21 protein-coding genes and 1 tRNA gene are annotated in these 24024 nt (G+C 33.9%); 8 read left to right on the top strand and 14 right to left on the bottom strand.

The window, feature by feature from the left end; translation table 11 throughout:
• The first annotated feature begins 40 nt into the window (after positions 1 to 40).
• Positions 41 to 862, top strand: a complete 822-nt coding sequence (locus E0W69_RS12490) for a universal stress protein (RefSeq protein ID WP_131330392.1) — start codon at positions 41 to 43, stop codon at positions 860 to 862.
• Positions 863 to 961: 99 nt separating this feature from the next.
• Here E0W69_RS12490 and E0W69_RS12485 read toward each other — a convergent pair whose 3' ends face one another.
• The 8 genes from E0W69_RS12485 to E0W69_RS12450 form a co-directional block, all read right to left on the bottom strand.
• On the bottom strand, positions 962 to 3364 hold the full coding sequence (locus tag E0W69_RS12485; RefSeq protein ID WP_131330391.1) for a hypothetical protein: 2403 nt from the start codon (positions 3362 to 3364) through the stop codon (positions 962 to 964).
• Between the two features lie 256 nt (positions 3365 to 3620).
• Complete coding sequence (locus E0W69_RS12480) at positions 3621 to 4259, bottom strand: hypothetical protein (protein WP_131330390.1); 639 nt, start codon at positions 4257 to 4259, stop codon at positions 3621 to 3623.
• Positions 4260 to 4280: 21 nt separating this feature from the next.
• Positions 4281 to 5393 (bottom strand): Kelch repeat-containing protein, encoded by a 1113-nt coding sequence (locus E0W69_RS12475; RefSeq protein ID WP_131330389.1) that lies wholly within the window; start codon positions 5391 to 5393, stop codon positions 4281 to 4283.
• Between the two features lie 588 nt (positions 5394 to 5981).
• A tRNA-Met gene (locus E0W69_RS12470) sits at positions 5982 to 6055 on the bottom strand.
• A gap of 53 nt (positions 6056 to 6108) precedes the next feature.
• Positions 6109 to 7195, bottom strand: a protein-coding gene (gene prfB / locus E0W69_RS12465) for a peptide chain release factor 2 (RefSeq protein ID WP_131330388.1) whose coding sequence is annotated in 2 segments (ribosomal slippage) — positions 6109 to 7134 and positions 7136 to 7195 — 1086 coding nt in all. Because the reading frame shifts where the segments join, the coding sequence is not laid out codon by codon here.
• Positions 7196 to 7240: 45 nt separating this feature from the next.
• Positions 7241 to 9022, bottom strand: coding sequence for a M56 family metallopeptidase (locus tag E0W69_RS12460; RefSeq protein ID WP_131330387.1), 1782 nt, complete (start codon positions 9020 to 9022; stop codon positions 7241 to 7243).
• Positions 9015 to 9392 (bottom strand): BlaI/MecI/CopY family transcriptional regulator, encoded by a 378-nt coding sequence (locus tag E0W69_RS12455; RefSeq protein ID WP_131330386.1) that lies wholly within the window; start codon positions 9390 to 9392, stop codon positions 9015 to 9017. The genes E0W69_RS12460 and E0W69_RS12455 overlap by 8 nt, the downstream gene beginning before the upstream one ends.
• 81 nt (positions 9393 to 9473) lie before the next feature.
• Positions 9474 to 10523: a S41 family peptidase gene (locus E0W69_RS12450; RefSeq protein ID WP_131330385.1), complete on the bottom strand. Its 1050-nt coding sequence runs from the start codon at positions 10521 to 10523 to the stop codon at positions 9474 to 9476.
• Positions 10524 to 10635: 112 nt separating this feature from the next.
• On the opposite strand from E0W69_RS12450, the gene E0W69_RS12445 reads away from it, so the two are divergent.
• The 5 genes from E0W69_RS12445 to E0W69_RS12425 all read left to right on the top strand — a co-directional run bounded on the left by E0W69_RS12445 (position 10636) and on the right by E0W69_RS12425 (position 15038).
• Positions 10636 to 11229, top strand: a complete 594-nt coding sequence (locus tag E0W69_RS12445; protein WP_131330384.1) for a TetR/AcrR family transcriptional regulator — start codon at positions 10636 to 10638, stop codon at positions 11227 to 11229.
• A 19-nt stretch (positions 11230 to 11248) separates the two neighbouring features.
• Positions 11249 to 12538, top strand: coding sequence for an MFS transporter (locus E0W69_RS12440; protein ID WP_131330383.1), 1290 nt, complete (start codon positions 11249 to 11251; stop codon positions 12536 to 12538).
• 153 nt (positions 12539 to 12691) lie between these two features.
• Entirely contained in the window at positions 12692 to 13450 is a 759-nt protein-coding gene (locus E0W69_RS12435; RefSeq protein WP_131330382.1) for an SDR family NAD(P)-dependent oxidoreductase, read from the top strand.
• Between the two features lie 81 nt (positions 13451 to 13531).
• Positions 13532 to 14116 (top strand): TetR/AcrR family transcriptional regulator, encoded by a 585-nt coding sequence (locus E0W69_RS12430; protein ID WP_131330381.1) that lies wholly within the window; start codon positions 13532 to 13534, stop codon positions 14114 to 14116.
• Positions 14117 to 14303: 187 nt separating this feature from the next.
• Positions 14304 to 15038, top strand: coding sequence for a DUF3108 domain-containing protein (locus E0W69_RS12425; protein ID WP_131330380.1), 735 nt, complete (start codon positions 14304 to 14306; stop codon positions 15036 to 15038).
• 78 nt (positions 15039 to 15116) lie between these two features.
• Here E0W69_RS12425 and rpe read toward each other — a convergent pair whose 3' ends face one another.
• Both rpe and E0W69_RS12415 read right to left on the bottom strand, forming a co-directional pair.
• Positions 15117 to 15764 (bottom strand): ribulose-phosphate 3-epimerase, encoded by a 648-nt coding sequence (gene rpe / locus E0W69_RS12420; protein ID WP_131330379.1) that lies wholly within the window; start codon positions 15762 to 15764, stop codon positions 15117 to 15119.
• A gap of 56 nt (positions 15765 to 15820) precedes the next feature.
• Positions 15821 to 16645, bottom strand: coding sequence for a tetratricopeptide repeat protein (locus tag E0W69_RS12415; RefSeq protein ID WP_131330378.1), 825 nt, complete (start codon positions 16643 to 16645; stop codon positions 15821 to 15823).
• Between the two features lie 150 nt (positions 16646 to 16795).
• Between E0W69_RS12415 and E0W69_RS12410 the strand changes: the two genes are divergently transcribed.
• Complete coding sequence (locus E0W69_RS12410) at positions 16796 to 17398, top strand: MarC family protein (RefSeq protein ID WP_131330377.1); 603 nt, start codon at positions 16796 to 16798, stop codon at positions 17396 to 17398.
• 147 nt (positions 17399 to 17545) lie between these two features.
• On the opposite strand, the gene E0W69_RS12405 is transcribed toward E0W69_RS12410, so the two are convergent.
• From E0W69_RS12405 to E0W69_RS12390, 4 genes are all read right to left on the bottom strand, one after another.
• A complete protein-coding gene (locus tag E0W69_RS12405) occupies positions 17546 to 19927 on the bottom strand; it encodes an alpha-ketoacid dehydrogenase subunit alpha/beta (RefSeq protein WP_131330376.1) in 2382 nt (793 codons plus the stop codon).
• A 123-nt stretch (positions 19928 to 20050) separates the two neighbouring features.
• The gene (gene creD / locus E0W69_RS12400; protein WP_131330375.1) at positions 20051 to 21853 is read right to left on the bottom strand and encodes a cell envelope integrity protein CreD; all 1803 of its coding nucleotides are present in this window, start codon (positions 21851 to 21853) and stop codon (positions 20051 to 20053) included.
• Positions 21854 to 21905: 52 nt separating this feature from the next.
• Positions 21906 to 22205: a winged helix-turn-helix domain-containing protein gene (locus tag E0W69_RS12395; RefSeq protein WP_131330374.1), complete on the bottom strand. Its 300-nt coding sequence runs from the start codon at positions 22203 to 22205 to the stop codon at positions 21906 to 21908.
• A gap of 8 nt (positions 22206 to 22213) precedes the next feature.
• Positions 22214 to 22861, bottom strand: a complete 648-nt coding sequence (locus tag E0W69_RS12390; RefSeq protein ID WP_131330373.1) for a hypothetical protein — start codon at positions 22859 to 22861, stop codon at positions 22214 to 22216.
• A 126-nt stretch (positions 22862 to 22987) separates the two neighbouring features.
• On the opposite strand from E0W69_RS12390, the gene E0W69_RS12385 reads away from it, so the two are divergent.
• Complete coding sequence (locus tag E0W69_RS12385; RefSeq protein ID WP_131330372.1) at positions 22988 to 23989, top strand: LLM class flavin-dependent oxidoreductase; 1002 nt, start codon at positions 22988 to 22990, stop codon at positions 23987 to 23989.
• Positions 23990 to 24024 lie beyond the last annotated feature (35 nt).

Below are 24024 nucleotides of genomic sequence, written 5' to 3'. Positions count from 1 at the left end.
CGGAACATTTAAAATTATTAGCTCAGAAAATCAAACATATATGAATACGATTATTGTTGCTACAGACTATTCTCCCGAAGCGGAAAATGCCATGAACTATGCTGCGTCGGCAGCTGCGTCTATTGGTAATTATGAGATTATTTTGTTCAATTTGTATAAATTATCCGTACATACTTTAAATGCGCGATCCAACAGTGATTTTATCAGTGAGACGAACGCCTCCCATCAACGTAAATTAAATAAAGCTTCTTATCAGTTAGAACATGCTTACGGCGTAAAAACAACTGCATATTTGGCTACCGGAGATTTTGATGATGAAATTGAAAAGTGTATTAAACAATATGATGCAATGATGGTGGTTGTAGGTATGCCTAAGAAATCATTCGAACAGGATCTTATGGGAAATACAACGACTAAAATGTTGCATATGGCCAAAATTCCTACATTGGCAGTACCATTAGATGTGAAATATACCCCAATAAAAAACATTTTATTTGCTTGTGATATCATGCGTGGTGTACATAAAATGATATTGAGACAAGTGCAAGCTGTAGCGAAATTGTTTCATGCCGAAGTCGAATTGTTTTACGTAAGTGAAAAATTGAACGAATTGAGTCATCAAGAAAAAGCGGATGCTGCAGTTCAAAAATTACGTAAAAATAATGACCTTGATTTCGTCTACAAAAATGTGGAATCATCAGAAATTATTGAAGCAATTTCCGCAGAGATTGATGAATTTCATGCCGATGTATTAGTGATGGTTCCTTACAAATATGGTTTTTGGAACTCCATAGTTCATCGTAGTAAAACGAGAGAAATGGCTTCTGGTAATAAAATTCCATTATTTTCTATTCCATTGTAATCGTAATTATAATAAAATGTAAATAACCTAACAGCCGATTGAATTTTCAATCGGCTGTTAGGTTATTTACATTTGTAATAAAATATTTGATTATTTTAATTATTCTACATTTTTCTCAATATATATGGGCGTTCCATCAATTCTAAAGCCTTCTATAATTATCTTATAACTTTTGGCAATATCAGAATTGTAAAAAGAAAGCTGAATGTTTTTGTGCTCTTTATTATCAAGATTTATTTCAGGATTCCAATACAAAGTTTTTCTTTGATCTATTATAGCATTATTGTCGTTTTGGGAAGAACTATAATTAGGTGAATAAAAATCTTTAGAAATCGTATAGCCGGTCATAGTGAAAGAGGTTGGATTGTCGTTTTTTGTTCTAAAATCATATTCACTAGGAAAACCTTGTTTTGTCCAAATAGCAAGAGCCCCGCCATTACCTCCTCCACCAGGTGCCCCTACAAAATATTTATAATATTTCAAAAATACAATATCTATGATGGGGGTTTGGAATGCCGCCTCTATTGGCATTTCCTGACCATTGACAAAACAAATAGGTGTAATATATGGCGAGTGTGGCTTTACGTCAATATCCATGTGTAATTTCGCTCTCAAAAAACCAATGAAATCAGCACCGTATGCGGCAAGGATGGGCTGGTTCATAACATACACATTTTTTAATGCTGGTGCATTTATAAACTCTGGGGATTGATACGGAGCTTCTAAGCTGTCAATTGGATTGGCGTAAGTTGTTTTATACGAAGTAACGGTAACATCTTGAAGTGTTGTTTTAAAATGGTCAAGTTTCCCTAGTTGTATTTTTTGTAATATCTCGGAAGTCGACGTGCTTAAAGAATAAGGATATTTTGTAAACGATGGATCTGAAAATTTGTTAAAATTAAATGCATAGGTTCTTTGTCCAACAGTGGGATGAAATGTAAGTTTCGTCGTTGTGTATATCAAAAATGAGGAATCTCCAAAATGACCTTCTTTATCAACTATGAAATTATTATTGCTAAAGGATAATTTGTTATTGGTTATAAAAGAAATTTCTTTTGGTAGTTTCTTTTTATTTTTTACGTCTGTAATGCTTCCTTGTAAGAAAAAATAGGCACTATCTCTGCGATATGGGTTAGATATTTTTTCCCCTTGAACTATAGCTTTCCAATTATATTTTCTCCAACCATTGGTTAGCATTACAAGATCTAAATCTTGCAATTTCTGTTTACTAGTGTCTTCAAAATAATAGGCAGGATTATTTATTTTACCTTTTAATTGTCCAGTTAGCAATAAGTATGAGATGATATTGCTGGTTGTATCTATGGGAATACTCCCATCTGTAATTGCAATAGATAGATTTTCTGGTAAAGAATCGTCGTATTGAAGCTGTATGGTATTGAGTCCTTTCTTTTGTAGGTTTGGGGTGATTACAGAAAGATTGGGTTGGGTGAAGTTGATATCTTTGGCTTTAATAAAACATATACGTTCTGCTAAAGGATGCCACTCTTGATCTAAAATAGTTATTGTTAATATGCCCGATGATAATTTTTGAATAGGAATATTTGTTTCAAAATTATCTATTCCTGATAAGTTGATGTTGGATAGATAGTTGATTATTCCATCTTTTTCGGCGAGTAAATGTAGCTGGTTGTAATCTGTATCAGGAGGATTGTTTTCTGTAGTAGTACTAGCGTTATTATCCTGTTTTCGAATAACAATTTTTTTGTTATCCTTTTGGGAAATGACTTGCATAGCAATTCCAGAGGATTGTGCTGAAGGCAAATTGATAGTGGCAGAATCTTGAGAAGATGTATGATATTGTGCGATATAGTTTGTATTCTTTTCTGGATGTAAATAAAAATATCCCATGCCGTCATGTTGGGTGAAGATATCTGCTATTGAATCATGATGATTATCTAGGATCACACCAATTACATCTACGGGCTTACCATATTGGTCCGTTGCCTTAAACGCGATTTTATTTAATATGCCCGCCACCAAATTGCCACCTTCTGGGAAGAATTGTAGGATTGTTTTTTGAGTTTCTTTTTTGGATGGGGTAATTGTCTGTGCTGTATGCGGAAGAATTTCAATGTCTTTTCTGAATAAAAAGTCCGTATCGCTGTTGAGCATCCATTTGGTATAGGCAAGAAGATGTATTTTTTGTTGTGAATATACACTCGGTATCGCAAATTGTCCATCGCTTCTGCCTTGTACGATCGGATAGACTTGATGTTCTATTAGTTTGCCGTTGTCATCAAACCAATCGGTATATAAATTATAACTGTAAGAGGATGGATTGGCATTCGCAAGTACATACGCCTTGAACCATATCGTATCATTTGAGGAATATAAATTGTTGTCTAATTGTAAATATGCTTCTTCGGATGGGTTTGAATTAATATACGCATTAAGGATTTTATCCGCCCGTTGAGCCTTTGCATTGTAGGAAAAAAAGGTAATAATAACTATTATTCCTATTGTAGTAGTCTTCAAATACATATGCGTGTATGCTATTATATATTTTTAAATTGGATTTAGTTAAATATATTTTCACTAAATGTTTAGGAGTGTTTATAGTTTTTAAAGGTAGCTGATTAATTTTGTATTTACAATGGGTTTGTTTGCCTTAATGATATTTATTTTAAAAAAATAGCTAAATCGAGTTGCTTTTTTAAGTATGTGTCTTAAACAAAGATTGCCGATTGAAATTTCAATCGGCAATCTTTATAATATTTTAATTTATCCATCGCAAATTTTATTGCGTTATTGTCAATGCTAATTGTACAGGTGTAGTATGTCTTAATTGAGCTGTTAATGAATTTGTACTTATATAATTGGTCTCAAATTGTAGCGTTGTGCTATCTGTAATTGTATTTAAAGTACTATCTGAATATTTTGTCTCAACTTTATAAACCGAAGAGTCTTTATTATTGTATACTTTTTGCCATAAGGATAAGCCTTGATTTGTGTAACTATTTGCTCGCATTGAGGAATCGATCGATTTGAAAAAATATTTCACATTTTCAGTAGTATATTCACTTTGTAGATAGGCTATGGATATTTGATTTACTTGATTATTGTTGTTAATTGTGGCATCTACTTGAAATAAAGCATTGGGAATATTAAATGCGGAATAGGTATTCTTAAAGGAAATGATATTTCCATTGGTCGTTGTAATATACGCTCTATCTTTTAAAAAAGATTTTACCTCAGTTGTGGACTTACCTACTAAATTAATAACAGCAGTGAATGTTGTATCAAATGCATTGATGTCTGATATTGCATTTGTATTTTGTTCATTAACACTGGATTTACTACAAGCAGATATTGTACCCCAAAAGGTAATTATCACAAATGAAATAATATAGTTTGAAAAAGTATTTTTAATGTTCATGGGTAGTTTTTTTATATGAAATTAATTGACATCAAATTCGTAAAAATTAGAAGAACTTGTATATGTGTTGCTAGTGCCTGTAGCAATTCCTGTAAGAAAATATCCTTTGTTATTAATAGTAAAACCAGTGCCTCCAATTAACTTACCTATATTACTATTGTCATTCATTGGGAATGCTGTATTGGAATACCAAAGGTCATTAGTAATATCGTAACTCCAAGTGCTTGTATTTGCAACACCACTAGCCTCCCCTCCAACAATATACGCCCAATTGTTTATTGTAAAGCCAGATGCGTTTGATCGAGCAATACTCGTGTATTTGTCATCAAAACTTGCAGAATCGGCATTTTTAATTAATCTTAATTCACTCCAATCAGTACCATTAAATGAATAAAAATCATAAGATAAGTCGCCCCCTCCTTTTTCTCCGCCAACAACATAAGCTTTATTATTATTGACAAAACTTACTGCATTTGCTTTTTTGTCGCCGGGAAAAGAGTTTACAATAGTCCATGAGTTGTTGCTTGGACTAAATTTATACACCGTATTTTGATAAATGCCATCAGCATTTATACCTCCTCCAACATATCCATAATTATTTAAAGCAAATGAAAAACTTTTATAGAGGCCGACTATGTTAGTATTTTTTCCTCTATCAGTCCAAGTATTGTTGCTTGGGTCATAGGAATATAAGTCATTGAGCGTAGTTCCTGTCTGAAAAGAATAACCACCACCAACAAATCCCAGATTATTAATTGTAAATGTATAGGGGTAGATTCTTCCATTTGATGGAATACTTGATATTTGAGTCCAAGTATTAGTACTGGGATTATATTTCCAGAAGTCAGTTAAGTCTGTTGATTGTGTATTCGTTGCGTTTAAACTTGTATATCCAGAACCTATATATGCATATTCATCAATTACAAAACTAAAACTACCAGTTCTTCCATAATTTACGGCTGAGGATGTTCCCGTCGGCATTGTAGCTTTAGCAACCCAACTACCTTGAGTTGCGATGTTTGTAGTATCGTTATTGGTTGTTGTGTTTGTACTATTTGAATCTTTACTACATGCAGAAAAAATGGAAACAATAATAAGTGTAGCAAAAAAGTTCTGTATGAATGCTTTTTTCATTTTAGGTTTAATTGGATCTAGTTAGAAGATATCTGAGTAAAGTTATTGGAATTATTATCTATATAATAAATGGTTTATTAATCGTTTCATAAATTTTAGTTAAATAATAAATATGGTTATATTTTTTACATAGCTCGCCTGTATTTAAATGATATAATTCGTTAAAAGACTATCATTCTTTTGTCTGATAACTCATGCTTTTTTATCATGGTAATAATGCATATTATAATTTATCATTTTATTTAATTACGAAGCTTTATAGGATTTCGTTGGTTGATATATTTATTTTTTGGATAAAAAGAATATCACAAAGGTTTCAATTGGAAAAAAGCTTAACTCACGATCTTATGTGGTCTGTTATATATCACATTATGAAGTGTATTTGTATAAAAAAATTTCTAAGTTTTTATTGTGTATAATTAAAAAAGGGTTACCGCAATAACTTTAAAGAAAATAAATTTATCTATTTTATACGTAAAAAATTAATATTTAATGTCGGTGCTTTTACATATTGAATTGATACAGAATCAAAAAAAGGTTGCTCCTTTTGGAACAACCTGTAGAAAATTTGTTGAAAAATCAACTATGTAGCGGGATCGGGAGTTGAACCCGAGACCTCCGGGTTATGAATCCGACGCTCTAACCATCTGAGCTATCCCGCCGTTGGGGTTGCAAAAGTAATGGGAATTTTTATTTACACAAAATTTATTTGCGATTATTCTGCTTCTTTTTCTGATAAAAGATACGCTTTGATAAAATCATCTAGCTCTCCATTCAATATTGCATCCGGATTATATACCTTATAATCTGTTCTATGATCCGTTACACGACGGTCGTCCAACACATAACTGCGTATCTGACTGCCCCATTCTATTTTCTTTTTATTGGCATTTAATGCGTTTTGGGCTTCTTGTCGGCGACGTAATTCCTCTTCGTACAATCGGCTTTTCAACATTTGCATGGCGATAGTTCGATTTTCCAATTGCGTACGCGCTTGCTGACATTCCACAATGATACCGCTCGGTTGGTGACGGATACGCACAGCTGTTTCCACTTTATTTACATTCTGACCACCGGCACCACCACTTCTGTAAAATTCCCAAGTGATATCGGCAGGATTGACTTCAATCTCAATAGAATCATCAATCAATGGATATACGTAAACAGATGCAAAAGACGTTTGCCTTTTACCTTGCGCATTGAATGGGGAAATACGTACCAAACGATGCACTCCACTTTCGCCTTTCAAAAAACCAAATGCAAATGGTCCTTCAAATTCCAATGAAACGGATTTGAGACCTGCAACATCTCCTGGTTCGTAAGATAATTCGGTAACTTTCCAACCCTGTTTTTCACCGTACATGAGATACATGCGCATCAACATCTCCGCCCAATCTTGACTTTCTGTACCTCCCGCACCAGGATTGATCTGCAAAATAGCTGGCAACTCATCTTCTGGTTTATTGAGCGTACTTTTTAGTTCGGATGCTTCGAGTGTATTTAATGCATTTTGGTAAGATGCTAAAGTTTCCTCTTCTGTGGCGTCTCCTGTTTTCCAAAAGTCAAACAATACCGCAAAATCTTCCACCGCAGATTCCGTTTGCCTATACAAACCAATCCAATATTCATTTACCTGAATCTCTTTCATTATGCTCGTGGCTCTTTTGTTATCATCCCAAAAGCCTGCAGAAAGAGAAAGTTGGCGGTCGCTTTCTAATTTTTGTGTCTTATTCTCGACGTCAAAGAAACCTCCTCAAGACAAGCAAACGGTCTCTTATATCCTTTAAATTTTCAATTGTCATAGAGGACGAAGATAGTGTGTTTACTATTGGAGGGAAAATTAATTTTTAATTTTTCCATGTTTTGGGATCGCTATAAGCTGTTTCGTATCCTGCTTTGGTATATAATTCTAGTTGTACTTTAAAACCATCTAATTTTTGTGCATTAGGTGTCAATCCTGAGGCGTTAAAATGGTATATGTCCGAAGGTTTATAATCTGCTAGTTTACGATTAGGAATCCTTTTTTCATTTAACCAAACACCCCACAATGTTGGATTTTTGGACCATTTAACAAGCTGTGCTGCTGTAGGTGAGACTGGCTGTGGCCTATCTAAACGATCTAGGATTTCAATGAATTGTGGCGTATTTGCCTTTTGATATAGGCTCATGTTTCTAGACATAACGTTTAGGTATCCGTATTTTTTATACAAATCATCATCCATTATCCAAACGCCTCTGTAAATTATCCTTGGCTTAAGATTGAGAACATATCCTGTACCTCCAGATTTTGCAGAATCGGCTCCTTTCTTTCTATTTTCTTCGTATAGTTTTTTTGCTAAGGTTTTGTACGATTCCCAATCTGCGGTTGTTAAGCTGTCATTGTTTGCAGTGGGAATTAAAAATAAATGATATTTAGTTTGCGTTAAACTTTTTTGCTGCCAACTCATTTGATGATATAAACTTTTGAGCGAATCTCCATTTGGATTGTTTTGTAGTTCTTTGGTTAGGTCGCGTTCTCTATTTTTAGGATCAAATTTGAAATTAGCCTTTTTCATTTCTGAGATGTAATAGTCAAATTGTTCTTGTGAAATGCCTTGATTCGTAGTTGAAGTTTGTTTTTTGTCCTCATCGGATTGGATAAGATTGTGGAGGACTTTTTTCCCATTTTTTACTTGTGCGAATACGATTACACTTGCAAGTAATAAACCTATTCCCAATAGGGTGAATATTGTATTCTTGACGGGTTTGTTTTTTGAGTTCATCATAGTGAGTCGTTTTTTGATGGTTAAAAAATTAAAATTATGGACGAGTGCTAGCTTTTTTGGTTGAAAATTTTCTTGAATATTCAATATTAAATGTTGGTAATTGGCTTTGCTGGTTTGGGTTTGTAGAACGGCTTTGTCCGCTAAAAATTCATGATTTTCTTTCATCTTTTTTAATAACCAATAGAAAAATGGATTGAACCAGACAAAACAAATAATGAATTTTGTAAAGATTAAATCTATTGTATGTAACTCCTTCGCATGTTGTTTTTCATGTGTAAGTATTTGTTCTGAGGAAACGTCTTTATGTGAAAATGTCGTTGAAATAAATATATAATGGAAAAAAGTGAAGGGCGTCGTTTCCGTATGCAAATAAACGAATGTGTTTAAGCCTTGTTTTTCTTTTGTATTTTTCCTAATTAGTCGGAACATTCCAATCAAACTAATTATAAATTGAATAATAAATAGGCTAGTAACTATACTATAAATGAGCCAAATAATTTTTGTCTTTGTCCATCTTGAGGTTGGGAAAATATCGAGATTATTGCTTTGGTTTTGCAGTTTTGAAGTTGGTATTACTTCATTTTGTTGCGGTTCTGTAGTTGATATTTCAACTTCTCTAGGAGTAAGTTTATATATAGAAATTAGATTGTCGAAATTAAAATTTTGCGTTTGAGTAATTGTTGCTTTTTCTGTCCAATTAGGAAGGTGAATTGCTGGAATAATCAGTGAAAAAATAATCGCTGTAACTAAGTAAAATCTATTAAAACGAAATGATTTTAAATTACTCAAACAGCATACATAAAAGAGCGTAAATACACCGCTTGCAACGATTATTTTTACTAGGAAAATGATTAGGTTATTCATCTTTTTGTTCTTTTAATTGTTGATCAATCATATTGCGTAATTCCGCTAATTCCGAATTGGAAAGTTTAGAATTGGTAGTGAAAAAGGAGGCAAATTTCAATGCGGAATTATTAAAAAAATCTTTGATCATTCCATTTACCCGTGTAGAAAAATATTTGTCTTTAGCTACTAATGATTTGTATTGTCGGCTATTTCCGAAGGTCTCAAAACTTATAAATTCTTTTTCTTGCATTCTTTTTAATAAAGTTGCAATGGTCGAAGGTGCTGGTTTGGGTTCAGGTAGTGCTTCTAAAATTTCTTTCATAAACACAGGCTCCATCTTCCAAATCAATTCCATTAATTGCTCTTCTGTTTTGGATAATTCTATCATTATTCTATGTTTGTATATTTATTTCTACAAATGTAGAATTAAAATTCAAAAAATTACTTAAAAGCAAAACATTTTATTTATTTATTTATTTTCTAAAATCCTAACTACATATTCTATCCATTGATTATCTGGGACGGAATTTCCAATGGGAAGATCGGGTAATATACCTTGTCCATCTATTGTAAAATCTGGAATTCGATAGGATTTGGTTAATGCAAAAGTTAATTTGAATATACCAGAAGGGGAGTTGGTAAACCATAGATTGGAAAAATCTAAAACGCCTGCTGTTTTATGTCCAAACAGTTTTACTTTTTGACTTTGTTTAGCGGTTAATAAAAATTCCTCAGCAGTGCTGCCATTATTTTCATTAACCAAAATCGCTACATGTTTTGGAAATGGTAAAATATTGTTTAATGTATCAATGGTAATGGAGTCTTTATCAAGGTTAATATAGTCGCCCAGATGTTTGTTTAAAGTATCATAGTTGATTCTAAATTGATTCGCCATTTTTTCACTTATCCCATACTTTTTGTAATTATTCGCCAGCTCTAGCATTCTTTGATTATTCAATTTCGTTGAGTAATATTGAGCGCGATAGTTAGTAATTGGATTTGTATATAAATACGGAATTATTTTTTCATAACTGATATCCGAACCGCCGCCATTATCTCGAATATCAAGAATCAAATTTTCCTTACTACTAAGTAATGATTTATTAGTTTCAATTATACTATCAATTTGTTTTTTGTACGAACCACCGAATGTAGGTATGGTTAGTAAAATAGTATTTTTATCTACTATGGAAAAAGTGGGATTTCGTCTTGGTCCCGATTTTACTGTATTGGAATCATTTACTCTAATACCTAGATGTCCATTTCTAAAATAATGTAACCAATTAAGCATTATTTCTGCACAAGTATTTGGATCTGTGAAAGTATCCAATGCGGCTAGCGTTTTGGAATTTAATTTTTCGTAGTCCTCTTTTCCTTTTTTATTGAATACATATTGAAATCCTGCATCGTTTTGTTCAAATGTTTTTTTCATCCATTGAAATTCTTCTTTACAATTACATTTTTGAGCAAATACATCAATGGAAAATAGGACAAATAAGCTAGCGATAATATACTTCATAAACGAGATTATAGTATCCTAAATGTAGTTCAAATAAATAAAAAATGAGTTTTTAAAAAATAAATTTCATTTATAAATGAATATTCATTTATTTTTGCACACAAATTAAGTTATGCGAACAAGAGATGCGGAAAAAGAACAATTGGTCAAGCAAAAAACCATCGAGTTGATTGTTAAGGAAGGTTTTGAGAGTTTTAGTATCAACAAATTGGCGAAAGCTTGTGGTATTTCGGTCGCCACTTTATATATTTATTACGAGAGCAAAGAAGATCTGCTGACTAAAATCGGGACGGAGCATTTGACGCATTGGAATGAATTGATGTTGCAAGGCTTGGATGAAGATCACTCTTTCGAAGAAGGAATGCGGATGCAATGGGCGAATAGAATCAAATTTTATAAAACACATCCCAATGCATTGGAATTCTTTGACCAAATGCGCGCTTCTTCTTTTCAAAAAACGGTCTTTGCTCCAATGATGAAAGTGTTCAAAGAAAGTATTGGTGCTTTTTTACAACGCGCGATCGATCGCAAGGAAATGGTCGCATTGATGACGCCAGAAATATTTTTCTCCATTGCTTTTGTGCCTTTGCATAACTTGATTCGATTTGATTTTACAGGAAAATCGATGGGCGGGCAGCCTTTTGAATTAACGGAGCGCATTCTATGGCACACTTTCGACTTGGTGATGAAAGCGCTCAAACCATAATATTTTAATACTATAAAAAATGAAAACAACAGCTTCTAAAGCTACGTTTACCCGATACGAAACTTGGGTAATATTATTATTGACCTTGACACAATTCACTGTCATTCTGGATTTTATGATTATGTCTCCACTCGGTGATATGATTATGAAAACACTAAAATTAAGCACACAACAATTCGGCTGGTGTGTGTCTGGTTATGCTTTTAGTGCCGGAGTTTCTGGGCTATTAACCGCAGGATTTGCAGACAAATATGACCGCAAAAAATTGCTTTTATTTTTCTATTGTGGATTTATTTTGGGTACATTTTTCTGTGCTTGGAGTCACACATACGAACAATTATTGGCAGCGAGAATCGTAACGGGTTTGTTTGGTGGTGTGATTGGTTCGGTTTCGATGGCGATTGTGACAGATATTTTTACTTTACAACAGCGCGGACGTGTGATGGGATTTGTACAAATGGGTTTCGGCGCGAGTCAAGTTTTGGGATTACCCATAGGCTTATACATTGCCAATCATTTTGGATGGGATTCTCCGTTTTTAATGGCGGCAATACTTGCAGTTGTTGTTTTTGTATTGATTATTTTTCAAATGAAATCTGTGGCAGAGCATTTGAAAATTGTCAAAGAACATTCTCCCATCAAACATTTATGGAAAACATTTACCTCCAAATCCTATCGTTGGGGTTTTATGGCAACCGCAATGATGTCGATAGGCGGATTTATGATGATGCCATTTGCCAGTGCATTTGCGATTAATAATCTGAGAGTTACGACTGCTCAACTTCCGATTATGTACACAGTTTCGGGTATTGCGTCTTTGTTGTGTATGCCAATTATCGGAAAATATTCAGATAAAATAGACAAACTGAAATTGTTCATAGTTGCAACAGTTTGGACATTAATTGTAACGGTTATTTACACCAATCTTTCTGTAACGCCATTATGGTTTATATTGATTTTGAATGTATTGATGATGATGGGCGTATTGAGTCGCATGATTCCAAGTACGGCATTGGTGAGTGGTTTGCCTGAGATGACGGATCGTGGTGCATTTATGAGTATCAACTCTTCATTGCAACAAATTGCAGGTGGTATTGCGGCGGCGATTGGTGGATTGGTTATCGTCCAACCTACTAAAACAAGCCCACTACAACACTATAATTGGATTGGGTACATCACCGTTGCGGTTGGTATTTTGAGTGTTTTGTTATTACGTGTAGTTCATAATAATGTAATGAAGAAAACGGATAATAAGGAAATGGAAAAGTCGACTATAAAAGAAGAAATTATTTCCGTAATGTCAGAGTAAAATCGTAAAAGGCAATAGTTGAAAACTATTGCCTTTTTAGTAAAATTATTTTTTTATATTTTTTATAAGTATTTTATTTGGAACAAATGTTCCGTTAATATACTTTTGCGGAATGATTGTTCCGAATTGGAATATTAAATATAAAAATCTATTATGGAAAAATTAAATGGTAAAGTAGCCGTAGTTACTGGTGGAAGTGCTGGTATTGGTTTTGCAACTGCGAAAGAATTGGTGGCTCAAGGAGCAAAAGTAATAATCACAGGTAGAAATCAAGATTCTCTTGATAAAGCGATTGCAGAATTAGGGAATAATGCGCATAGTTTCAGAGCGGATGCTTCTAGTGTTCAAGACACGGTAGCTTTAGTTGATTTTGTAAAATCTCTTTATAGCACAATCGATATTTTATTGGTCAATGCAGGTGGTGTTACTGAGTTACAACCAATTGGGACTATACAAGAGGAAACTTTCGATATTGTGACGAATCTAAATTTTAAAGGAGCCGTTTTTACTACAGAAAAATTTGTTCCTATACTTGCTGATGGTGCTTCTGTTATCCATATGTCTTCTGTGGCTGCTTTTGCATTTAATCAAGGTAATGCTGTCTATGCGTCTAGTAAAGCCGCATTGATTGCCTATAGTAAAGTGGCAGCAATGGAATTAGCCGATCGTAAAATTAGAGTAAATGTAATTGCACCTGCAATGACGGAAACCTCTGCAATTCATAAAGGGGCTTTCGAAAGTTCGGAATTACACGATTTTATTAAAGAAAAATTTATGCCTTTTAAACGTTATGGTACACCGGAAGAAGTAGCTAAATTGGTTTCGTTTTTAGCATCTGATGACGCTTCTTTTATTTCGGGCAGTGTTATTACGATTGATAGCGGCGCATCTATCAACTCCGTTAAATTATAATTTTTTGCATTAATATGGAATGAATGTTCCGTAAATAGTATCTTTGTGGAAGAATAATGTATTCTTTCACAAAGATTTTTTATGGCAAGGACTAAAGTTTTTGACGAACAAGAAGTATTGGAGAAAGCATTGAACCTTTTTTGGGAAAAAGGTTATAATGCCACATCTGCACAGGATTTAGTAGATACACTTGGTATCAGTCGCTCTAGCATGTATGACACCTATGGAGATAAACATAGTTTATTTATTCAGGCGTTGCAACAGTATCGAAAAGAACGCATTGATCCACTAATCAATGGTGTGGATGATGCTGATAATATAGAGCAATATATTAAAGATGTTTTTATTGCGGTAAAATTAGAATCATTGAGCGAAACGCATTCCAAAGGTTGTTTTATGGTAAATTCCTCCGTAGAATTGGCGCCTTCAGATGACGATGTTGCCATTATTGTCAATAATATTATGAAGGATACCATTACAGCATTGACAAAAGCAATTAAAAGGGGGCAAAAAATAGGCGTATTTACAAATAAATTTTCGGCCCAATCATTGGCTCAATTTGTATTTAATTCCTTAAATGGGTTGCGTGTTACTGTTAAATTAGATACCAATAAAAAAATGTTTGAGGATATTGTTAATATTTGTTTGGCTACATTGAAAGGATAGAATTTTTGAGTTGCAATTGTAATATTGAAAATACTTATTCGGTAGTAATATTACCATTTGTAGTGCTTTTTAACCATCCAAATAATATGCTTTCTATTTTTAAATAAGGCGAATTAATTTCGACTATATAGTATTTCTCTTATACTATATTTTATCAATCATTACTGAACCATATTAAATAGAAAGTATGAAATATTATTTAATCTTGCCTTTGTGTTTAGGGGTATTAATGGCACACGCTCAAAAGACTATAGTTCCTAATAAGAAAATTTTAGGCTCAGACAATTTGAAAAATCGACAATTTGATTTGGATTGGAATGCTATTGTTGGAGAAAATAAAATGAATATTGGTACGGTTCATATAAATATGCTTAAAAATAAGGACCAATTTACAGTAATAACAACTACTAAAATTGCGAAATTTCCCGATAAACCTTGGATTGACTCCTCTATTTGTGCTATTCCTTCTCTTACGCCAATTTATCATAGTTCGTATAATATGCAAAGAGATATGGTTTTGCATTTTGGGGAAACTATATCTGGTTATTATCTTGATAAACAAAAGGACTCATTGACGCATATTTCTGACACAATTACAAGTCCTTATTTTGATAGTAATATTTATCAATGGTTGATTTGTTTATTACCATTGCAAGAAGGAATGAATGTAAATCTACCTCTGTACGACTATAATCCATCTAAAAGTGGACTTATGAATGCAACGATTACCCAAATAGTCAAAGGCGAATATATTTCTCCTGTTTCAGGAAGTCATAAAGTTTGGATTGTACATACAGAAGATGATTTATCTGGCTCTACCAATAAATTAGTTTTTTATATAGATCAAAAAGAGCATACACTTTGGAAAATGGAAGCTACCGTTGGAAATAGAAAAATAGAACAAGTGTTACATGAAAAATAATGGAGGCTGGTTGTAGGAAAATATAAAAGGCAATAGTTTAGAACTATTGCCTTTTATATTTAAAAAAATGCTATGTTTTTATAATGCATGCAAAGTTGCAATGGCTGCAATAGGATCTTGCGCTCCAAAAACGGAACTTCCAGCGACTAAAACGGTTGCACCAGCTTCAATAATTTGTGCAGCATTGGAAAGATTCACGCCACCGTCGATTTCAATTTCAACATTCAAACCTTTTTCATCAATCATTCTTCTTAATTGTCTAATTTTAACCAAAGAATGTTCGATGAATTTTTGCCCACCAAATCCTGGATTAACTGTCATCAAATTAACCAAATCTACATCTTCAATTATATCTTGTAAAAAATCAATCGGCGTATGAGGGTTAACGGCAATACCAGCTTTCATACCCAACGCTTTGATTTGTTCAATATTGCGATGCAAATGCGGACATGCTTCGATGTGGACCGTCAATTGATCCGCCCCCGCTAATTTAAATGCTTCAGCATATTTTCCGGGTTCTTCAATCATCAAATGTACATCACAAATTTTGTCAGTTGCTTTGCGAATTGCTTCAATTACAGGAAGACCAAAACTAATATTAGGAACAAATCGACCATCCATCACATCTAAATGTAACCATGCCGCCTTACTTTCATTGACCATATCCACTTCTGATTGTAATTGAAGAAAGTTTGACGCTAAGAACGAAGGTGCGACGATTGCCATATTTTTAATTATTTATAAGTTATTCAAATTTTTTTTCAGCGCGCACAAGATACAAATTATTGTGCGTTTAAACGTTTTAATCCATCTTCCGCCTCAACAGCAGATTTATCCAAACTTAATGTTTGTTTGAATCTTAATACTGCGCTGTCTTTGATACCCATCATTTCATAACTACGCGCCATATAATAATAAGCATCTGCATATAAATGATCGACTTGAGATGCAAATTTGAATGTATTTAATGCTTTACTATAGTCTTTATTATCAAAATATACCAGTCCTTTTTCGATATATGCTGGCATCAAAGTATAGTTGAGATTAAGCGCACTATTGAAATTTTTTAATGCATTGCTAGAGTCTTTGGTACGTGCATAATATACGCCGGCAATAAAATCGCAATTTGCATTATCAGAAGCGCTTAGGCGCATGGCTTTCACACTTTTGGCCATTTTCAAACAGGAAGAATCTTTTCGTTCTGCTAATAAATTGGCTAAGAATAGAATACTTTCTGGTGCAGGATAGATTTTTATCGCTTTTTTATAGTTGTTAATTGCTTGTGTTGTGTCTTGGTTGTCTTGGGATATTCTGGCTTTGGTAAAATAAAAAGCATAGTTGCTACTATCACGTTTAATCAAACTATCCATTTGAATTAATGCATTTTTATAATCGCCTACACTATCCATTCCAAGTGCAACTTTCATACGAAGTCCGTTGCTATCTGGGTGATTTTTTAATAAAGATATATCGGAAATGAGTGATTCGGAATACTCAATATCTACATTTTTTCCATTTTTTTTAATTGAATTATTTTCATTGTTTTTACATGAAAATGTCATTAATATCATCGCGGCTGGAATTACCGAAAGCCATTTTTTATTCATAATGCAAAAATAGTAAAGCAATTGTAATAGCAATCAATGTATCATTAATTTCATAATATCAGAAATAAGCCTGAAATTTGACTACTGAGTTCTAAATTTGAGAAAATATCGATATATCGTCCTAATTTTGCAGCCCCAAAAATAAAAATTATGCATTTTGATTTTGATCATTTGTTAACGGTGGTATTTACCCTGTTTGCGGTCATTGATGTGATAGGATCGGTTCCTTTGTTTATTTCTTATAAAGAAAAATTAGGCGGATTAGATGAAAAAAGAATTACACTTTTTTCTGGTATTATTATGATTGCCTTTTTGTTTGTAGGTCAATCGCTATTAAATGTATTTGGTTTGACCATTCAATCATTTGCGGTAGCAGGTGCGATTGTATTATTCTTATTAGGATTGGAAATGGTACTCGGACATGAGATATTTAAAGGAGATAATTCTACCTCTCAAAAAGGTGCTGCAAGTATTAGAGCTGGTGCCATCGTTCCTATATCATTTCCAATTATTGCAGGTACTGCGTCCTTGACGACTATAATGTCTTTAAAAGCCAATTACGATAAGCTATATATCATCGCAGGTATTTTAATAAATTTGTTGATTGTATTTGTAGTTTTGAAATCTTTGGGTTGGATCCAGAGAGTTTTAGGCGCAGGTGGTATGTTGGCTATTCGCAAATTTTTTGGCGTTGTATTGTTAGCGATGGCAGTTAAAATATTCTCCACAAACCTAGCGGCGTTTGGAAAGTAAGTAATAAGTCGTTAGTAATAAGTAATCAGTGGTGAGTAATAAGTAATAAGATTTTATTATTCTTTGGAGTAGGAGTGAAATCTCAATAAAAAAGTGAGAAGTAAAATGATATTTTACTTCTCACTTTTTTCATTTGACTAAAAAAAATTATTCGGCCATTAAATCAAGCACGGTTTCGATAATATCCTCTTCATTTGGTTTACTGAAATAATCGCCGTCACTTGCATAAGCAGGACGGTGATTTTTAGCAGACAAAGTTCTTGGAGCTGCATCTAACCATTTGTAACCTTGTTGTTTTTCGATTACTTGCTGTAACATATAAGATGTTGTCGCTCCTGGCATATCTTCATCCACAAATAAAATTCTATTCGTTTTCTTCAACGATTCTACGATAAAATGATGAATGTCAAATGGTAAAAGTGTCTGAACATCAATGATTTCACATGAAATATTATGAATATTTTGTAATCTCTTTGCCGCATCAGAAACGATACGTAAAGTTGAACCATAAGACACAATGGTAATATCCGAACCCGTTTCTATAGTTTCAGGAATACCTAATGGTACGGTAATTTCTCCCAAATTATCTGGCAAGTTTTCCTTTAAACGATAACCATTCAAACATTCAATAACGATTCCTGGATCATTGCCTTGTAGTAGCGTATTATACATGCCGGCAGCTTGTACCATATTACGAGGTACGCAAATATACATCCCACGCAAAGAGTTGATTAACATTGCCATTGGAGATCCACTGTGGTAAATTCCTTCCAAACGATGACCTCGTGTACGGATGATCAAAGGACAACTTTGTTTGCCTACAGTACGGTAATGTAAGCCTGCAATATCATCTGCCAAAGGTTCTAATGCGTAATACATATAATCCAAATATTGGATCTCCGCGATTGGACGCAAACCTCTCAATGCCAAGCCAACACCTTTTCCAATAATAGACAATTCGCGTATGCCGGCATCTGCAATTCTTTCTTCCCCATATTTGGCCTGCAATCCTGCAAAACCTTGATTTACATCCCCAATTTTTCCTAAATCTTCTCCAAATGCAATGACTTTATCATTATTGGCAAATAATTGATCGAAATAATGATTCAAAATTTCAAAACCATTTATTTTCTCTGGTTGAGCGCTATAATGTGGCTTATTCCTCGGAACCAATAATGCACTTTTGGACGTCTCATTATGAGTAAATGAGTCGTATTGAGTATGATATTGCGTTTTTAATTCCTCATATAAATGAGCAATAGGCGAGTTGTTTGAATTTTTACCTAAAAGATCTAGCGCCAATGAAAGTGTATGTAAAATATCTCTCTTCAGAGGTTCGCGATTTTTTTCTAAAGCATCAATCAAGTCAGCCAAGCCGCCAAGATTAGCCTCTTTTAAAACTTGTAAAGCTTGCCCTTTCGCCGCAATCAAAGGTTGTGCGTATTTTTCCCAAGCTCGATTTCTACTCTCTTTGACGAGCTTTTTTGCATTTACATGAATTTCGTCCAATTCTTCTTCTGAAGTAATTGCATTTTCCAAAATCCATTCTTTCATTTTTTTCAAACCATCCCAATTTCTTTCCCATTGGAGACGTTCCGCAGATTTGTAACGTTCATGACTTCCAGATGTGGAGTGACCTTGCGGTTGTGTCAATTCTTGTACATGAAAAACCGCTGGTATATGTGTTTGACGGATTTTATCAATGGCATGATCTAAAGTTTCGCAAATGCCAGCGTAGTCCCAACCTTTAATTTGGTAAATGTCAATCCCATTCGTTCCTTCTTCTTTTTGCAGACCTTGCAATGCTTCTGATATAGAACCCTTTGTCGTTTGACGATCTGTCGGTACGGAAATACCATAACCGTCATCCCAAACGAAAACCGCTAAGGGCACTTGCATAACGCCAGCAGCATTGATAATTTCCCAAAAATGCCCTTCTGAAGTTGCTGCGTCACCAATGGTACAAAAACATACTTCATTGCCATTATTAGAAAGCGGTGCAAATTTATCATCTTGTAATACCGGTACTTCTCTGAATAATTTAGAGGCATAAGCAAGTCCCAATGCTCTTGGCATCTGACCCGCTGTTGGCGCCATGTCAGAGGCAGAATTATACATTTCTGCCAATGCTAACCAATTACCTTCTTCATCTGTATTTGGTGTGGCGTGATGCGCCACCATATTGCGACCGCCACTCATTGGCTCGTTGTCTATATTCGTATCTGCGTATAATTGTGAAAAGAAATTTTCAATTGTTACAACTCCATTGGCAAACATCCAAGTTTGGTCACGATAATAACCCGAACGAAAATCGCCCTTACGGAAATAACGCGCCAATGCTACTTGTGCCACTTCTTTTCCATCTCCAAAAATGCCAAATTTGGCTTTTCCGGTTAATACTTCTCGTCTTCCAAGCAAACTAGCTTCTCTACTTTCTACAGCAATGCGATAATCATGTAAAACAGAATCTCTAAATGCCTCGAATGAAAGCATACTTTCCTGATCTTCAATGATATTTGGATTTTCCATATTGCGAAGATAATTTTTTTTTAGAAAGTGAGATTCGCAAGTATTTTATCTAAATTCAAGAACTAAAAAAGCTCATTTGTAAATAAATTTTTACAAATGAGCTTTGACAATTTTATGACAAAATTAAACGGTTAATGAGTCTGTTGTCATCTTTGTATTTAACGGATTTGTCCAATTAATTTTGCGTGTTGCATACATAATAATTGCCAATATCAAGAACAATGCGATGCTTCCCACGATCAATGCAGTATCTTCCAAATTGACCAAAATATACATAAAGGAAAATAATAATGCGGTTAATCCGCCAAATCCGCTCGCGATTTTCCAAGATTTGAATTGTGAATTTGCATAAAAACTAATCAATAATAAAATGGCTAATGATGCGATTGTATACGCAAATGCAAAACTAGAAAACTCCGCGAAAGATAATAAGAGCGTGTAAAAAATACATAGCGCCAAACCGATAAATAAATATTGAACCGGATGCATACTATTGTTTTGCGTAATTTCTAGTAAGAAAATAATGGTAAATGTGAGTCCGATGAGCAATATTGCATATTTGATACAACGTAAGGTGCTTGTGTAGTTATCCGTAGGATTGAGGACTTGCATCCCAAATGTATTCGTTGCGGTATTAGACAAACTATTATAAATCGTTTTACTAAATGCGCTATTCAAAGGACTCAATTTCCAATTAGAAGTAAATCCTTTATCGGCATTTGTTTGTATCGTTGGCAAAATATTTCCTACGGAAGATGGATAAGGCCAGGAGGATTGTAGTGTAATATTGGTATTTTGGGATACAGGTAAGAAGTTAATACTATTGCTACCATTAATATCCAAATGCATAGAAAAATTATAGTTTTCATTAGGGTTGTTGAGTTGAATGGGGGCGGAGAGACCATAACTATTGATAAATGTAGCGGGCATACTTTTTTCAAATGCTATAGTTTGGTTGTTGAATGTTGCTTTTGACAGATTTTTAATTCCTTTGAAATCAGTGATTCCCATACAGATACTTGCCTTGTCTAATTGCAATTTTTTGTCTTTCGTTAGTTCTTCCATGGGAATGTGGAAATTACCTTGTAGTTCTAATGCGCTTTTGTAAAGCAGTACCGAAAAAATAGATCGATGTCTCGTTTCTGGTGTAATATTTCCGTTAATAACGATATTGTCTGCAGGCAAACTAACATAGTGAGTTATTTGATTTTTGTCCGTGTTAAACGTGTATGGAATGGTCAAGTAGGGCGTGGTGATTGTTTGTGTTTTAGCCCATTTTTCAGAGACTTCGTCCGTGATTTGTTCGGATCTTGTTTTGCGTTCCGTAATAAGGTTTTCGATCATTAAAGTTGGGATGAGTAACAATAAAGTCATACCTGCAATTATGAGCAATTTGATCGTGATTTTAGTCGAGTTGTTTTTGTATTCAGTTGATTCGAGATTTGTGTTTGTCTGTTGCATATATTTTGATTTTAAAAATGAAAAAAGGATATAATAAGTTTCTTTTATAGTCGGCATGGATTGTGTCATTATTTGGTTTAGCCCTTTTATATTCAGCCCAGTAGAAATGATAGTGCTGAGCAAAAGCATTTGTGGGAAGTGTCTAAGGATGGGCTCATTTTCACTCAAATAATAAACAATGACGGAATAGATGACGATTAAAAATGCATTAATAATGAATAATTCTGTATAGGAATACTGTGCGTAAAGCAGATTTTTATTCTTTTGAAATATTCCTTTGAAATAGATTACATGAACTAGTAAACTTGGAATACTGAAAAAGGCCGTCAAGAATATTGTAACGAAATAAGCAAAAAAATAATTATCAATTCCCTTGAACTCTTCTGTAAATACAGCAGTATTAATGATTAATAATAACGGAAATATGAGTACATTTTTCCACCAAAGATTAAACGATATTTTCATAAAATTTTATTTAAAAGTACTTTGAAAAACAAAGTAAAAGGGTAAAAAAAAATCAATTCATGGATTTGATCATTTTTTCTAATGCATCAATATGTTGTTGAAATGCTTTCTCACCAATTTTGGTAAGACTATAAGTGGTATTTGTTTTTCTACCAATAAAACCTTTTTGCATATGGATATATCCCAGATCCTCCAAGGCGCGTAGGTGACTTGCTAGGTTACCATCTGTCGCCTCGATCAATTCTTTGAGTTCGTTGTAACTGACTTGATCATTGACCATTAAGGTACTCATGATACCCAGCCGTACACGATTATCAAAAGCTTTATTAAGATTTGCAATTGGATTTTCCATGAGAAATTTTAAGCTTTTTTGGTGGCGATTTTATCATATTTATTCCACATCAGAATGCCATAAATGATGTGCAAAATGCCAAACCCAAAGGTCCAAAAATACATACCATATCCAATAATTCCTAAATTGATCAATCCCAATATCAATTCACAATATCCCAAATACTTAATTTCACCATAGGTAAATTTAGATGCATTGATCAATCCTAACCCGTAGAATATCAAACAAATAGGCGTTATGAGCCCCATCTGATCCAATTGTATTAGTTTTAATAGTAAAATACCACCTGCAAACAAAGGGATGGCTAGATTGATAACCATTTTTTTAGAAGCAATATTCCACATTGGAGAATTTGATTTTTTAGCTTTTTTCCATGTAAAAAATAATGCAACCGCAACAGCTAGGATAATTGTAATAATTGCAAGTAGAAATAATCTTTGTACCAATTGATTGTCGGTAATAGAGGTAGGCGTATTGCCATCATAGTTCGTATAATTGGCAAGATGTATACTATAGTTTGCTGCAAATGCTCCCAAAATCGCTACAAGACCTGCGCCGATACCACTTAATCCGCTCAAACTAATAAATCGGCTACTTTGAGACATCATTTTGCGTATTTCCAATAAAGCGTCTATACTTTCTGTTTGGTTTGTCATAAAAGCACTTTGTAAAACAAAGTAAATGAATGTTTTTCAAATGGCAATTTTTTTTTAGAAAAATATTCAAATAATAATCAATGTTTAAACATTATCTTTGTATAATTAGCAAAACGATAGGAAAAGATGAAGGATCCAATATTTGAAAGTGTACGATATTCTGTGCTTGACTTAGCCACCGTATTGGAAGGGGATAGCTTGCACGCCACATTTCAAAAAACATTAGAAGCTGCGCAGACCGCAGAACGATTTGGATATACACGTTATTGGTTGTCAGAGCATCATAATATGGCCAATGTGGCAAGCTCCGCAACAACGTTATTGATTGGTTATGTTGCAGGAGGCACGGAGAAAATACGTGTCGGATCGGGAGGTATCATGATGCCCAATCATTCTACTTTAAGTATAGCGGAACAATTTGGGACTTTGGATGCGTTGTATCCTGACCGTATCGATTTGGGATTAGGGAGAGCACCTGGAACGGATGGAAAAACTGCTACTATTTTGAGGAGAGGCAATTCCTTATTTGACTATGATTTTGAAAATAGCATCAGACAATTGTACCAATATTTGGATACTTCCAATGTGACAAGTGCAGTGCGAGCGATACCAGGAGAAGGAGCGGAGTTCCCGCTTTACATTCTAGGTTCTAGTACGGATAGTGCACATCTCGCAGCGAAATTAGGTTTGCCTTATGCATTTGCTGGACATTTTGCGCCAACGCAATTTTTTGATGCTATTGAAATTTATAGAAATGAATTTCAACCCTCCGAGCATTTGGAAAAACCATACGTAATGGCTTGTGTGAATATTATTATGGCAGAAACGGATGAAGAGGCACAATATATTTCTCGCTCACATGTGCAAGCTGTGATTAATATTTTAACAGATAAACGTGCACCTTTGGCGCATCCTGACAAAACGGATTTAAAAGTGTACAGTGAGCAAGTACATCAAACTTTGCAAAAATGGCTTGCCTTGACTTTTGTGGGTAGTAAAGCTACTTTGCAGAAAAGTTTGGGCGATTTCATTTCCAAATCAGGAATTAATGAAATCATAGCTTATTCCAATATTTTTGATTTTTCGGCAAAATTGAATTCGTATAAATTATTTAGTGAGTTATTTTAATACTCGTTGTGTATTTAAGATAAATAAAGAAAAAA

Source organism: Rhizosphaericola mali, from assembly GCF_004337365.2.
Lineage (GTDB): Bacteria > Bacteroidota > Bacteroidia > Chitinophagales > Chitinophagaceae > Rhizosphaericola > Rhizosphaericola mali.
This window is presented reverse-complemented; position numbering and strand designations above follow the sequence as displayed.